The organism is Bradyrhizobium sp. Ce-3, assembly GCF_022835695.1.
Taxonomy (GTDB): domain Bacteria; phylum Pseudomonadota; class Alphaproteobacteria; order Rhizobiales; family Xanthobacteraceae; genus Bradyrhizobium.
Window position 1 is genome coordinate 677,338 of record NZ_BQUV01000001.1, and the last position, 13,818, is coordinate 691,155.

Sequence of the window (13,818 nt, forward strand, 5' to 3'; positions counted from 1 at the left end):
GGCCAGCGGGACCTGAGCGCGCTCCGGATCGACAGCCCCGCTACTTCTTCAGTTCCGCATAGAGCTGCATCACCCGTTGCGGCAGCACCTCGATGCGCGGCACGCGGAGCGCATAGCGCTCGCCGAAAATCCGATCGAGCTGGGGAAATCTGTGCTCACCGACGCCGAAGGCGAAAATATCGGTGCCGCGCCGCCGCAACTGCTGCGCGGCGCGGCGCGCGTCCTCGACGAGATAGTGCGGATCGGGCACATCGACGTCGGACGGCTCGCCGTCGGTCAGGACCAGCAGCACCTTGCGGAACGCACGCCGTTCCGCGAGATAGCCTCCGGCATGGCGCAACGCCGCGCCGAGCCGGGTGGAATGGCTGCTGCCAAGGCCAGCGAGGCGCGAACGAACGACGGCGTCCATCGGCTCCTCAAAGCCCTTGATACGCAGATAGCGCACCCGCTCGCGGCCGTCGGAGCTGAAGCCGTGCACGGCGATCGCGTCATTGGCGGCGTCGACCGCGGCGGCCATGATCGCCGCCGCCTTGCGCTCGACATCGAGAACCGTCCGGCCACGGCGATCCCGGTCGGCGGTCGATTGCGACAGGTCCAACAGCAGGAGAATGGCGAGGTCGCGCGGGCCCGGCGCATCGCGCTGGTAGACCCTGGGCTCGCTGATGCTGCCGGCACGCCGCTCGATCGTCAGCGCGATCGTCGCGTCGATATCGAGCGCGTCGCCATCACGCTGGCCCTTGTGTCTGACACGGCGGCCGATCGAGGCGTCGCGGGTCAACTCGGTGATCCAGCGCATCGCCTCGGCATCCGTCGAGGGATCGAAGGGCTGCGCGGAAACGGCAGCATCGGCCTCCAGGATCGTGGTCCAGTCCGCCCGCTCGGTGCGCGCGGCATAGTCCCACTCCGGATAGGTCGCCACCGGAAATCCGTCCAGCAGCGTGACCGCACTGGCTTTCGCGCGCAGCGTCTCGTCCGGCTTGGCGTTGTCGTCGGCGGACTGCCCATCGGGGTCGTCGCGGCGTTCGATCCGCACCGAATCGACTGCAAGCTCGATCGTCTCGGTCGGACTGTCCGGCTGGTCGCCAAAATCCCACAGCGCCAGATTGTCGTCGCGGTACGCGGGCTCGACGACATAGCTCTTGGCATTAAACTGCAGCCGCATCTGCCCGATGTCGTTGCCGAGCAGTCCGCCGATCTCGCGGCTGATGGCCGGATCGGTCCAGCGGCCGGCGGCATCGGCAAACAGCGTCCGCCCCTTGGTCACCCACGCATCCGGATCCTGATAGTCGGGGTCGATCAGCGCCCGCGCCAATCGCATCATCAGCCCCGCGGCGGTCGCCTGCCCCGACGGCGCCGTGCTGTGAAACGGCAGCCAGAGCCGGCGCAGGCCGGGCATCTCACCGAGCGCCAGCGCCTCGACCCTGGCATCTTCGACCAGCGAGACCAGCGCGATCTGCAGCGCCTTGAGGCGCCCAACCGGCAAGCGGTGGGTGGAATGTGCCAGATGCGCGCCCGCATGCGCAGCCGCCGCGAGATAGATGGCGTCCGCTGCCTCGCCTTCGAAGCCAGCAAAGGTCTCCGGAAGCCCGATCAGGCCGGCGGCGAGCGAGGCGCGCCGCGGCACCGGCGTTGGCGCGATGGCAAGCTTGCGGAAGCGCGGCTTTCTGTTCCACAGGGCAATCGTGGTCGCAGCGAGGCGCTTCTCCAGCCGCGCAAAATCATCGCCGGTCCGGCCGACGGCGAACAGCCGCGCCGACAGCGGATCGTCGAGCGCGAAATACGCACGCCGTCGCGCCGCGCGGCCGCCGCTTGCGCGCAGGCCGGCGGACACCCAGGCGGCAAAGTCCTCGCCCCCGGCATTCGCCAGCAACTGCCCCAAGCGGCCGATCGCAAGACCGACGGATTCCGGCCCCGTCTCTGCGAGGTGGCTGAGCGCAGCAAGGACGGCGGTGAGTTCGCCAGCCCCCGCGAGCCGCGGCAATAACTTGGGCATTTCGGCCAGCAACGTATGGGCGACGCGGCTTCCGCCGTTGCGGCCGATATTGCTGGCGGTGCGTCCGATCGCGATCAGATCGTCGGTCGATCGCTGCGCCGGCCATTGCTCCGACAACTGCAGAAAGCCCAAAACCACGGCATGACCGAGGTTGGCCGCGAACAGGTCGTGCACCGCCTCGTCCCAGGCCGCGAGATGATCGAACGGAGCGATCCGTTGCAATGCGGCCCGCGTCACCTGCACGGCCGAACCTATCTCATCATGGCCGCGCAACAGTGCCGCAAGCCGTCGGGCGGATCGGAAGCCATCGAGCGAACTGATTTGCGCGACTGCCACCTCCAGCCTTCCGTTCACGCACAGGCCGAGATCACGTCGCGCAACGTGTTCCTGGTGTCCGCATCGTCGGTCAAGGGAACCACGATCGTGGTCTCGCAGGCCTTCTCGAGGCTGATGCCGCATCCGATCAAGCGGCCGGCATTGACCAGCATCCGGGTCGACGCGCCTTCGTCGAGCCCCTGGCCCTTCAGGTTGCGGCTGTGCTGCGCGATCTTCACCAGGAGATCGGCGAGGTTGGGCTCGATGCCGGCCTCGCGCGACACCACCTCGGTTTCCGCCGACCGGTCGGGGTAACCGAAGTCCAGCGCCGCGAAGCGCTGCTTGGTGGATTCCTTGAGGTCCTTGATCGCGCTCTGGTAGCCCGGATTGTAGGAGATCACGAGCTGGAAGTCGGAATGGGCGTGGATCAGTTCGCCACGCTTTTCCAGCGGCAGCACCCGGCGATCGTCGGTCAGGGGATGGATCACCACCGTCGTGTCCTGGCGCGCCTCGACGATCTCGTCGAGGTAACAGATCGCGCCGAGACGCACCGCCGTCGTCAGCGGCCCGTCACTCCACACCGTGCCCTCAGCATCGAGCAGCCAGCGCCCCACCAGGTCCGCCGCCGTCATGTCCTCGTGACAGGCGACCGTGATCAGCGGACGTCCGAGCCGCCAGGCCATGTATTCGATGAAGCGGGTCTTGCCGCAGCCGGTGGGGCCTTTCAGCATCACCGGCATGCGGCTGGCATAGGCTGCGCCGAACAGTTCGACCTCATCCTTGAGGGGCCGGTAGTACGGCTCCTCGCGGATGCGGTACTGGTCGAGCAGCAGGGCGGGATTGGACAAGCTCACGCCTCCCATGATCGCGCAGGCCGCCGTTCGCAAGCATTCGAGATCACGACGCGAGCAATTCCTTCAGCTTGCCATCGATGAAGGCGACATCGACCGGATTGGTTCCCGGCCCGCCTGCGAAGTGGCCCCAGATCGATGGCACCGGCACGAACTTGGCGTTCGGCATGTTCGCCACCTCGTTCTCGCTGTCCTCGGGCGGGAAGTAGAGATCGGTCTGCCCCGGCATGACATAGGCCTTGGCTTTGATCGCCTTCAGCGCGGCCTTGAAGTCGCCGTTGTAGATCTCGTTGGCGCTGATGTCGCCGTTCTGCCAGGTCCACAGCATGGTGAGCAAATTGTTCGGATCCTTCGGCAGGAAGAAGCCCTCCCAGAACGCCACCAGGAAATCCTCCAACGACGAATAGCCCATCGTCTTGATGTCGAGCTGCTCGCGATAGAAGGCCTGCGAGAACCCCCAGCCGGCATAGACGCGCGCCGCGGCGCGCAGGCCGCGGGCCGGCTTGTCGGTGTACCAGCCCTCCTTCCAGGCCGCGTCCGCGGTGAGCGCGGCCTTGACGCCCTCGAGGAACACATAATTGTGGCGCGAGCATTTGGCCGAACCGCAGAACGGCGCCAGCAGATCCATCATGTCGGGATAGAGCGCCCCCCAATGGAACGTCTGCAACGCGCCCATCGACCAGCCGACCACCAGGCGGATGTGCTTGATGCCGAATTGCTCGGTCACCAGCCGGTGCTGGGCCCGCACATTGTCATAGGCGGTCACCTGGGGAAAGCGCGGCCCGTTATACGGCTCCGGCGTGTTGCTCGGCGACGACGACAAGCCGTTGCCCAGCATGTTCGGGATGATGATGAAGTACTTTGCCGGATCGAGCGCCATGCCCGGGCCGATCAGCCATTCATTGTCGTAGTGCTGGCCGGAATACCAGGTCGGGTAGACGATGACATTGTCCTTGGCCGCGTTGAGTTGGCCAAACGTCTTGTAGGCGAGCTTGCAGTCGCGGAGGGTCGCGCCGCGCTGCAAGGTCAGATTGCCGAGATCATAGATCTGATAGTCGACGCTCATTGAGGTACCCTTCTTGCTTGATCGAGATCGTCGCTCAGGCGGGACGCGCCAGCTTTTCGGTCGGAGACTCCTCCCGCGCGATCGCCCCGTACACGATACCGGCGACCAGCGCGGCCGAGATCGCAGTGGACAGCCCCGGCATCAGATTTTCAACCGCAAAGGCGCACAGCGACCCGATGCCCCAGGCGATGAACGGCTTCGCCCGCCAGTCCACGTCCGCCCGCGTCCCGCCACGCAGCAGATACTGATCGACCAGAATGATCGCGCCGATCGGCGGCACGAGGATGCCGAGCAGCGACAGCCACTGGATGAAGAACGCCCAGACGTTCCCAGCGGCGACCACGATCCCGATGGCACCGAGAATCACGGCCATCAGCCGCATATTGGTGCCGAGAATGCGCGACCAGCCGGTGGCGGCATTGTAAAGACAATGCGAGCAGACCGAGCCGAGATTGGCGTAGAGGAAGATGAAGGCGAGAATACTGAGCCAGGTGAGCTGCTTGCCGTTCATGTAGCCGAACATGTTGTCGACGCCGAACGGATTGGCGTTCGGCACCGCGAGCGCAGCCGTCATCACGCCGCCGACCAGCATCGCCACCAGATTGGCGAACGGAAACGCACTGAAAGTGGCGAACAGCGACGCCCGCGAGCTCGGCGCCCAGCGGTTGAAGTCCGCCGTCACCGTGCCGGCGTCGATGAACAGCGCGAGCACCACGGTGAGCCCTACCCCCATCGACATGCTGGCTACGCCATTGTTGCCGGCATAGCCGAAGATCGCCGCCGACGTCGTGGTCGAGGCGGCATCGGCCGCGACCCAGAGGCCGAGCACGACAAACAGCGGCACCGACGCGAGCCCGATATAGTGCAATCCCTTCACGCCGACGAAGGTGATCCCGATATAGAGCACGCCCGCGACGATGGTCATCGCCACATAGTTCAGGCCATAGGTCGATGAGATCAATGCGCCGGTGATGCCGGTCTGCACCGCGTACCAGCCCAGCAGCAGGGTCGACAGCAGGCCTGATGCCAACACATAGCCCTTCTTTCCGAACACGATGCTCGCGATCAGCGCGAAATTCATGCCGCGTCTGGTGCCGATCAGGCCGAGCGCGCCGACATAGGCGAACATGATCAGATTGCCAATGATCATGGCAATCAGCGCATTCTTGAAGCCCATGCCGAGCACCAGCAGCGATCCGGTCATCGCGCCGGTGATGATCATCGGAAAGCCCAGCCACACCATGGTGACCGAGAAGGCGCTGCGCCGGGCACTCATCGGCACCGGCTCGTGCTCGAATTCGTGACCGAGAAGGTCGTCGATCTGTCCTTCGGTCTGATGGACCAGTCCGCTATTCGCTTGGCTGCTCATGGTAACCCCCGTTTCCCCTTGCAACAGATTCAGAACCGCACCGGCGCGACTGATCGCGCCGGCACTGCCCGACTTCTCCAATCAACGATGTGCGACCTTCTGGTTCGGAATGCCCTCGATCGGACATTCGTCGGTCCCGACAGTCGGACGGGTCATGGCTTCAACCATCTCCCGCGTACCTTCGGGGTCCGTGATCCAGTTCTTGTAGAAGGTGTACGGGCAGACCGCGTGGCCGCGATCGCCGTCGCCGGAGTTGATCAGGCCGGTGTAGCCGCGATGCATCAGCTTGAAGAGATGGTTCTGCGACTGCATGTTGCGGCGGGCGTCGCGGATCAGCGACACCGAGAGCTGGGCGTATTGGATGCCGTTCTCCTCGGTGCCGCACTCGCCGAGCGTCCGGCCGTCGAAGCCGATCAGCGCGGAGTGGCCGAAGTAGGAATAGACGCCGTCGAAGCCGGAAGCGTTGGCGACCGCGACGTAGCAGTTGTTGGCCCAGGCCATCGACTTCGAGATCTGGATCTGCTGCTCCTTGGCCGGGTACATATAGCCTTGACAGCGGACGATCAGCTCGGCGCCGCGCATGGCGCAGTCACGCCAGATCTCCGGATAGTTGCCGTCGTCGCAGATGATCAGGCTGATCTTCAGCCCCTTCGGTCCGTCCGAGACATAGGTGCAGTCGCCGGGGTACCAGCCCTCGATCGGCACCCACGGCATGATCTTGCGATACTTCTGGACGATCTCGCCCTTGTCGTTCATCAGGATCAGGGTGTTGTACGGCGCCTTGTTGGGATGCTCCTCATGGCGCTCGCCGGTCAGCGAGAACACGCCCCAGACCTTGGCCTTGCGGCAGGCGTCGGCAAAGATGCGGGTTTCCTCGCCCGGCACCGTCGACGCCGTCTCGTACATCTCCTTGGAGTCGTACATGATGCCGTGGGTCGAGTATTCCGGGAAGATCACGAGATCCATGCCCGGCAGGCCGAGCTTCATGCCCTCGACCATCTTGGCGATGTTGCGCGCGTTATCCAGCACCTCGGCCTTGGTGTGCAGGCGCGGCATCTTGTAGTTGACCACGGCGACGCCGACCGTGTCCTTGCTGCTCGATATGTCTCCATGCAACATGTCTCGACTCCCTTTCTTGAAAATTCCCGCTACACGGCCATGTGCAGCTGGATGAGATCATCGGTGAGCTCACCGATCGCGCCCTTGGCGACGACGCGTCCCTTTTCGAGCAGCGCGAAGCGGTGAGACGCACGCCGCGCGAACGCGACATTCTGTTCGACCAGCACGACCGTGATGCCGCGCTCGCGATTGAGCCTGACGATCACGTCCTCGATCTGCTCGACGATGTTCGGCTGGATGCCCTCGGTCGGCTCGTCCAGCAGGATGACCTTCGGCTGAGCCAGCAGCGCCCGCGCGATCGCAAGCTGCTGCTGCTGGCCGCCCGAGAGATTGCCGCCGTAGCGGTTGAGGAAATCCCTGAGTACCGGAAACAGCTCGAGCACCCACTCCTCGATGCCGTTGGCCGATTTCGCGGCGAAGGTCCCGAGCGTCAGATTCTCGCGCACGGTGAACTTCGGCAGGATGCCGCGGCCCTGCGGCACATAGGCGATGCCGGCCTTGGCGCGCTGATAGGTCCGCAATGGTGAGATGTCGGCGCCGTCGAGCGACAGACGGCCGGTGCAGCGATCCATCAGCCCAAGGATGCTGCGCATCAGCGTCGTCTTGCCGACGCCGTTGCGTCCGAGCACCGAGAGGAACTCGCCATTGCCGACCATCAGGTTGATGCCCTGCAGGGCACGGCTGTTGCCGTAGAAGGCGTCGACGTCGGTCAGCTCAAGCATGGCTGATGCCTCCCGATCCGAGATAGGCGCGGCGCACCTCGGGGTGCGCCTCGACTTCCGCCGCGGTGCCTTCGGCCAGCATCTGGCCCATATGCATCACCGAAATGACGTCGCCGATCGCCTTGACGAAACCCATGTCATGCTCGACCACGATCAGCGTGTGCCTGCCCTTCAGCCGCGCGAACAGCTCGGCGGTCTTGCGGGTTTCCTGCGCGGTCATGCCCGCAGTTGGTTCGTCCATCAGGATCAGCTCGGCGTCCTGCGCGACCAGCATGCCGATCTCCAGCCACTGGGTCTGGCCATGCGACAGATAGGCGGCGGGACGATCGAGCTGCTCGGTGAGCCCGACCAGTTCGGCAAGGCGTTCGACATCCTCGCGACCGGAATTGCCGATATTCCAGCGCAGATTCCCGAGCACCGAGGTACGACGGGCCCGCGCCACGTCGAGATTCTCGGAGACCGACAGTTCGCGGAACACGCTCGGCACCTGGAACTTGCGGCCGACACCGGCGCGGGCGATCTCGTATTCCTCGAGGTCCTGCAGCGCGGTGCCGTCGAAGCTGACCGTGCCGGCGCTCGGTTTGACCTTGCCGCAGATGATGTCGAGCGCGGTGGTCTTGCCGGCGCCGTTCGGCCCGATCAGGCAACGCAGCTCGCCCTTGCGCACGCTCATGTTGAGCGAATTGAGCGCTTTGAAACCATTGAAGCTCACCGAGACGTCGCGGAGATCGAGATGCGAGCTCATGTGCTGCCCTCCGTCTGGCCGACCCCCTGGGCGACGCCGCGGCCAGGGGCTTGCCGCCGCTGTACGATCCAGCGCAAGGCGGCCTGCGCGAGGCCGGCGAGCCCCTTCGGCAGGAACAGCACGACGAGCACGAACAGCGCGCCCATCACCAGCGTCCAGGTTTCCAGGAACGCCGCGGATTCCGACAGCGCGCCCTGCATGCCCGCGACCAGCACGGCGCCGAGGAACGCGCCGACCAGGCTCTGCCGGCCGCCGACCGCGCACCACACCACGACTGAAAGCGAGAGCTGCACGCCGAGGAAGGTCGGCGAGGCAAATTCCATCACCACCGTGTAGAGCATGCCGGCAAGGCCCGCGATCGCGGCCGACAGCGCGAACACGAAGATCTGGTAGAGCGCGACGTCGTAGCCGAAGTAGCGCACCCGGCTCTCATGGTCGCGGATCGCCTGCACGATCAGGCCGGCCTTGGATTTGGTGAAGGCGAAAGCGACCAGCAGGCTGAGCAGCACACAGCCGGCAACGAGATAGTAGGTCGCGCGGCCATAGGCATCGAACGCGACGCCGAAGATCTCGAGCTGGGCGAGATCGGTGATGCCGTTGAAGCCGCCGGTGTAGCTCTGCTGGTCGATGATCACGAGATTGATCACCACCATGGTGGCGAGCGTGATGATCGAGACATAGACGCCGGTGACACGGCCGCGGAACATGAACCAGCCGAGCGCGGCCGCGACCAGCGCCGGGACGATCAGGCCCGCCGCGATGGCAAAGGACAGCGAGCGGAACGGCTCCCAGAACCACGGCAGATGGGCGACGTTGTTCCAGACCATGAAGTCCGGCAGTCCGCTTGCGCCGGTATGGACCGGCACGGTCTTGAGCTTCAGCGCCATCGCCATGGCGTAGGAGCCGAGCCCGAAGCTCATCGCCTGGCCAAGGTTCAGGATGCCGCCGAATCCCCAGGACAGCCCGAGCGATATCGTGAGGATGCCGAGCACCAGATAGCGCGCGACCTTGTTGAGCAGGAAGTCATTGTTGAGCAGCACCGGAAGCGCGAACACCACGGCACAGACGATCAGCAACGGTGCAAGCTGCGCGATCAGGCGCTGCAATCCGCTGGAGCTGGGAACATTCGGCGGCATCAATGAGCGATCTATCTCAGGCCCGCACGCGTGCGGTGAAAAGCCCTTCGGGGCGGAAACGGATGAGGACGACGATGGCGAGCAGCACGATCGCCTTGGCCACCGTGTCGTTCTGCAGGAAGGCGATGCCGCCGGAGAGTTCGCCGAGGATGAAGGCGCTGGCCACGGTGCCGGCGAGGCTCTGCACACCGCCGAGCACGACCACCATGAAGGCGTCGACCACGTAGCCGGTGCCCATGTCGGGCGACACGCTCTTGAGCGGCGACACCAGCGCGCCGGCAAGTCCGGCGAGGCCCGCGCCATAGGCGAAGGTCAGCGCGTAGACCCGCTTGGCGTTGATGCCGAACGAGGCGGCCACCGAGCGATCCTGGATGATGGCGCGCAGCTTCATCCCGACCGTGGTGCGGTTCATCAGCAGCCAGGTCGCCCCGAACAGCGCGATCGACACCACGAACAGGAACACCCGATACGACGACACCGGGATGCCGAACACGTCCATGCTGTTGGACAGCGCCGGCGGCAGCTGGACGTAGCGCAACTCGCTGCCGACCATCAGCCGCACCGCCTGCTGCAGCATGATGCCGACGCCCCAGGTCGCGAGAATCGTGTCGAGCGGCCGGTTGTTGAGCAGGCTCAGGACGTAGCGTTCGATGACCCAGCCGAACGCGGCAACCACCAGGAAGATCGGCACCAGGCTCGCCAGCAGGCCGAGCCCGAGATAGGTGTGGAACACCCAGGCCGCGTAAGCGCCGAGCATCACGAACTCGCCATGCGCGAGATTGATGATGCCCATCGAGCCGTAGATGATCGACAGGCCCAGCGCCACCAGCAGCAGGATCGATCCGATGCTGAGGCCGGTGACGATTTGTTCGATGAATTGGTCCACGTCGGGATCCGCTCTTCAATGGTCGTTGGTGATGTGAGAAGCTGCATTCGTTGCGGAAGCTGGCCGCCGGCGCCGCACGCCGACGGCCTCGGTCGGCCCCGTCGTCAGCTCTTCTCGACCAGGCCCTTCTCGGTGCAGGACTGCCCGGGATAGGCCGCGTAAGGCACCGGCTTCAGCCATTCCTTGGCCTCGACCAGAATCTCGAACTGGCCGTTCGACTTCGCCTGGGCGATCTTGGGCCATAGCCAGGTGTGCAGGTTCTCCGGCTCGATCTGGACCTTGCCCTGCGGCGCGATCATTGCCTCGCCCTTGACCGCATCGCGGATGTTCGGCGGCGTCAGGTCGCTGGTCGCGAGCTTCTCGACCGCCTGCTTGAACAGATAGGTCTGGAAGTAGCAGGCCTCCGAGACGAAATGCGTCACCTTGTCGGCGCCCCAGCGCTTCTTGTAGGCCTCGACGAATTTCTCGTTCTCAGGCGACTTGTGCACCATGAAGTACGGCGCCGAAGTGAAGTGACCGGCGGCGGCCTCGCCGCCCATCGCCGCGACCTCGTTCTCGGAGGTCGTCAGACTCGCCATCGGCATCTTCTCGGGATCGAGGCCGGCCGCCTTGTACTGACGATGCAGCGCGACCACGGAATCGCCGACCACGGTGGAGAAGATCACGTTGGGCTGCGTCGAGCGGATCTTGTTGATGACGGACGAGAATTCGGAATGGCCGAGCGGCACATATTCTTCCGCCACGACTTCGCCGCCGAGCTTCTCGAGCAGCTTCTTGCAGTAGTTGTTCTCTTCCTTCGGATAGATGTAGTTGGAGCCGATCAGATAGAACTTCTTGCCGAATTTCTTGACCAGCCAGGGCACGAACTCGTCCTGCTGCTGGTTCGGCACCGCGCCGGTGTAGATGACGTTCTTCGAACACTCGCGGCCTTCATAGAGCGTCGGATACCAATAGAGATTGTTCTGCCGCTCGAACACCGGAAGCACCGCCTTGCGGCTCGCCGAGGTGTAGGAACCGAACACGCTGACGCATTTGTCGCCGACGACGAGCTTGCGTGCCTTCTCCGAGAACGTCGCGGGGTCGGAGGCGGGATCCTCGACGATCGGCACGATCTTGCTGCCCTTGATGCCGCCGGCGGCGTTGATCTCCTCGATCGCGAGCAGCGTCGCCTTGTTGAGCGATTCCTCGATGATCGCGGTCGTTCCGGTCAGCGAGAACAACACGCCGACCTTGATCTCGCCGCCGGCGGCGTAAGCGAGGTCGGCATTCTTGATCCAGATGTGCGGCAGTCCGGCGCCGGCAAACGCGCCAAGCGCCGCGGTATTCCTCAGCAAAGTCCGCCGTGAAATGCTCATCCCTAAGCTCCCTTCAGGACTGAAAAAACAAAAAGCCCTCCCGATGCGCGCTGACGCGAGCATTGGGAGGGCTTTGTTGCCGGTTGTGTCGAAGGCGGCGCTGTCGCCGCCGGCCCCGCTATTGGGGCTTACTGTTGATGATCGTAGCCAAGCAGTTCGAACGAGTCAACAATCGCCGCGGCGACTGCACTTGCCGACACGCGACGATCCATCGCCTGTCGTCTGATGAAGCCATAGGCTTCGGTTTCCGGCATCTGCCGCGTCGCCATCAGAATGGCTTTGGCGCGTTCCACCGTGCGCATCGAGCGCAGATTGTCGTCGAGCTTCTCGATCTTGCTGCGCAGGCGCCGCTCGTAACTGAACTGGCTGCGCGCCAGCACGAGGCTCGACAACACCGCATTCTGCGTGAACGGCCTTGGCAGAACGGCGTTCGGCGTCGCATGACACAGCGCGTCGGCGTGCACGGTCTCCGTCGCCGGCAGGATCACGACCAGCGCCGAACGCGCGTCGCCGGGAATCCATGGCAGGCGCCGCGCCAGGTCAGGAGAATATTCGCAATACACCACGTCGGCATCGGCCGGCACGCTCTCCGGCATCGGCCAGACCTGACGCACCCGCATCCTGAACCGCTGCAATTCCCGCAGCAACATGCCGACCTGATCGTCGACCGGCGCGACCACGACGGCCGACAGATCGGCAAGTTCCTGCACCATGGTCTTGCGTCCGCCGACGTCTCGGCTCAGCTGCGGCTTACGCGACATCTCGTTCATTGGACGCTTCCCGTTTGCGTTGCACGACCATATCCGATCAGGAACGGATCCGCATGCACCGGCTCCTTCGACTGGCTGACGACATCGAACTGCCCCTGGCGGTTGGCACGCCCGATCCGGGTCCACAGATCAGTATGCCCCGACATCGGGTTGACTGTCACCGCTCCTTGCGGCGCATCAAAGCTGGTGCCGAACACCATCGAGCGCAGCACTTCGGTGTCGAGCGAATTGACCTGCTCGAGAGCCTTGGCGAACAGATGCAGCTGGAAATAGGATGCCTCGGCGCACATGTTGGTCGAGATGTCGGCGCCGAACCGCTTCTTGAAGCGCTGCACGAAGGCGTTGTTGGCGCTGCCCTCGACGCCCTGGAAATACGATGCCGCCGTCACGTGCCCTTCGCCGACATCGAAGCCCATGGCGGCGATTTCGGCTTCCGTCGTGGTCAGGCTGGCGATCGGCACCTGCTTGGGATCGAGCCCGACATTGGCGTAGGCCTGATAGAGGAAGACCGTGCCCTCGCCGACCACGGTCGAGAAGATCACGTCGGGCCGGACCCGCTTGATGTCCTGGATGATCGGCACGAAGTCCTGCCATCGCGCGAAGACATTGACGTAGCGCTCGCCGACGACCGAGCCGCCATTGGACTTCAGCAGTTCGCGCATCACCCGGTTGGATTCGCGCGGAAAGATGTAATCCGATCCCACGAAATAGAACCGTGTTCCGAACGTATCCATCAGATAACGGCATAGCGCAAGGCTGTTCTGGTTCGGCGAGGAGCCGGTGTAGATGACGTTCGGCGACGCCTCGAACCCTTCGTAGAGCGTCGGGTACCACAGCAGTCCGTTCAGCCGTTCGACCACCGGCAGCACCGCCTTGCGGCTCGACGAGGTGTAGCAGCCGAAGATCGTGCTGACCTGATCCTCGACCATCAGCCGCTTGGCGTAATGGCCATAGGCCGCCGAATCCGAACCGGGGTCGTAGGCGACGGGAACCAGCTCGCGGCCACAAATGCCGCCGGCTTCATTCACTTCCTCGATCGCGAGTTGCGTGCCCTGATACTGGGTCTCCTCGATCACCGACATGAAGCCGGTACGCGAGAACAGCACTCCTATCCGCCACGGAGCGGATGTCGTCTGGGTAAGGTTCGACATGATCAGGCCCTCGACAGAGTTGGAGGGACGAGAGGGATTATTGTTCTTGTTGCTCTCGAACTGCTTTGCCGGCGGCGCAAGATTGCATGCCGTCCGCCGCGAGACAAGGACCCCGGCCGCTCATCCTGTCAGCGACGTTGACGCGAAACCAGGCAGATTAATGTGTCATCAGCGACGGATCACAGATGCGGCGCTCCACGGACCACCTATCTCCGGTAGATGCACCGCCGGTTTCCCGTCGCAAGACATGTCCGGCCGGCCGCCGTGCGTATATCAACCGGAAGGTTGAGAGCCGCAAACATATTGATCGCTAACTTGCGAGTCTCAATCGCACGGACCG

The 13,818-nt window shown here is 64.2% G+C and carries 12 protein-coding genes; all 12 read right to left on the reverse strand.

What is annotated here, in order from left to right; genetic code table 11:
* Positions 1 to 40: 40 nt before the first annotated feature.
* Positions 41 to 2,329: a nitric oxide reductase activation protein NorD gene (locus BRSPCE3_RS03190; protein WP_244064213.1), complete on the reverse strand. Its 2,289-nt coding sequence runs from the start codon at positions 2,327 to 2,329 to the stop codon at positions 41 to 43.
* Between the two features lie 14 nt (positions 2,330 to 2,343).
* A complete protein-coding gene (locus BRSPCE3_RS03195; protein ID WP_283843073.1) occupies positions 2,344 to 3,156 on the reverse strand; it encodes a CbbQ/NirQ/NorQ/GpvN family protein in 813 nt (270 codons plus the stop codon).
* A 49-nt stretch (positions 3,157 to 3,205) separates the two neighbouring features.
* Entirely contained in the window at positions 3,206 to 4,225 is a 1,020-nt protein-coding gene (locus BRSPCE3_RS03200) for an alpha/beta fold hydrolase (protein ID WP_244064214.1), read from the reverse strand.
* Positions 4,226 to 4,259: 34 nt separating this feature from the next.
* Positions 4,260 to 5,594 (reverse strand): cytosine permease, encoded by a 1,335-nt coding sequence (locus BRSPCE3_RS03205; RefSeq protein ID WP_244064215.1) that lies wholly within the window; start codon positions 5,592 to 5,594, stop codon positions 4,260 to 4,262.
* A gap of 81 nt (positions 5,595 to 5,675) precedes the next feature.
* On the reverse strand, positions 5,676 to 6,713 hold the full coding sequence (locus tag BRSPCE3_RS03210) for an aliphatic amidase (RefSeq protein WP_244064216.1): 1,038 nt from the start codon (positions 6,711 to 6,713) through the stop codon (positions 5,676 to 5,678).
* 29 nt (positions 6,714 to 6,742) lie between these two features.
* Positions 6,743 to 7,435 carry an urea ABC transporter ATP-binding subunit UrtE gene (gene urtE / locus BRSPCE3_RS03215; protein ID WP_244064217.1) on the reverse strand — a complete coding sequence of 231 codons (693 nt, stop codon included), beginning with the start codon at positions 7,433 to 7,435 and terminating at the stop codon, positions 6,743 to 6,745.
* Positions 7,428 to 8,180 carry an urea ABC transporter ATP-binding protein UrtD gene (gene urtD / locus BRSPCE3_RS03220; RefSeq protein WP_244064218.1) on the reverse strand — a complete coding sequence of 251 codons (753 nt, stop codon included), beginning with the start codon at positions 8,178 to 8,180 and terminating at the stop codon, positions 7,428 to 7,430. The genes urtE and urtD overlap by 8 nt, the downstream gene beginning before the upstream one ends.
* Positions 8,177 to 9,316: an urea ABC transporter permease subunit UrtC gene (gene urtC / locus BRSPCE3_RS03225; protein WP_244064219.1), complete on the reverse strand. Its 1,140-nt coding sequence runs from the start codon at positions 9,314 to 9,316 to the stop codon at positions 8,177 to 8,179. Before urtC ends, urtD begins: the two co-directional genes overlap by 4 nt.
* Positions 9,317 to 9,332: 16 nt before the next feature.
* On the reverse strand, positions 9,333 to 10,202 hold the full coding sequence (gene urtB / locus BRSPCE3_RS03230) for an urea ABC transporter permease subunit UrtB (protein ID WP_244064220.1): 870 nt from the start codon (positions 10,200 to 10,202) through the stop codon (positions 9,333 to 9,335).
* A 104-nt stretch (positions 10,203 to 10,306) separates the two neighbouring features.
* Positions 10,307 to 11,557 (reverse strand): transporter substrate-binding domain-containing protein, encoded by a 1,251-nt coding sequence (locus BRSPCE3_RS03235; RefSeq protein ID WP_244064221.1) that lies wholly within the window; start codon positions 11,555 to 11,557, stop codon positions 10,307 to 10,309.
* A 128-nt stretch (positions 11,558 to 11,685) separates the two neighbouring features.
* A complete protein-coding gene (locus BRSPCE3_RS03240; protein WP_244064222.1) occupies positions 11,686 to 12,327 on the reverse strand; it encodes an ANTAR domain-containing response regulator in 642 nt (213 codons plus the stop codon).
* Positions 12,324 to 13,478, reverse strand: coding sequence for a transporter substrate-binding domain-containing protein (locus BRSPCE3_RS03245; protein ID WP_244064223.1), 1,155 nt, complete (start codon positions 13,476 to 13,478; stop codon positions 12,324 to 12,326). The genes BRSPCE3_RS03240 and BRSPCE3_RS03245 overlap by 4 nt, the downstream gene beginning before the upstream one ends.
* Positions 13,479 to 13,818: the final 340 nt, after the last annotated feature.

Bases quoted from the DNA above. Each gene is read 5' to 3' on its own strand.
- BRSPCE3_RS03205 (WP_244064215.1), bottom strand. From the start codon at position 5,594: ATGAGCAGCCAAGCGAATAGCGGACTGGTCCATCAGACCGAAGGACAG.
- urtC (WP_244064219.1), bottom strand. From the start codon at position 9,316: ATGCCGCCGAATGTTCCCAGCTCCAGCGGATTGCAGCGCCTGATCGCG.
- BRSPCE3_RS03200 (WP_244064214.1), bottom strand. From the start codon at position 4,225: ATGAGCGTCGACTATCAGATCTATGATCTCGGCAATCTGACCTTGCAG.
- BRSPCE3_RS03210 (WP_244064216.1), bottom strand. From the start codon at position 6,713: ATGTTGCATGGAGACATATCGAGCAGCAAGGACACGGTCGGCGTCGCC.
- urtE (WP_244064217.1), bottom strand. From the start codon at position 7,435: ATGCTTGAGCTGACCGACGTCGACGCCTTCTACGGCAACAGCCGTGCC.
- urtD (WP_244064218.1), bottom strand. From the start codon at position 8,180: ATGAGCTCGCATCTCGATCTCCGCGACGTCTCGGTGAGCTTCAATGGT.
- BRSPCE3_RS03235 (WP_244064221.1), bottom strand. From the start codon at position 11,557: ATGAGCATTTCACGGCGGACTTTGCTGAGGAATACCGCGGCGCTTGGC.
- BRSPCE3_RS03245 (WP_244064223.1), bottom strand. From the start codon at position 13,478: ATGTCGAACCTTACCCAGACGACATCCGCTCCGTGGCGGATAGGAGTG.
- BRSPCE3_RS03240 (WP_244064222.1), bottom strand. From the start codon at position 12,327: ATGAACGAGATGTCGCGTAAGCCGCAGCTGAGCCGAGACGTCGGCGGA.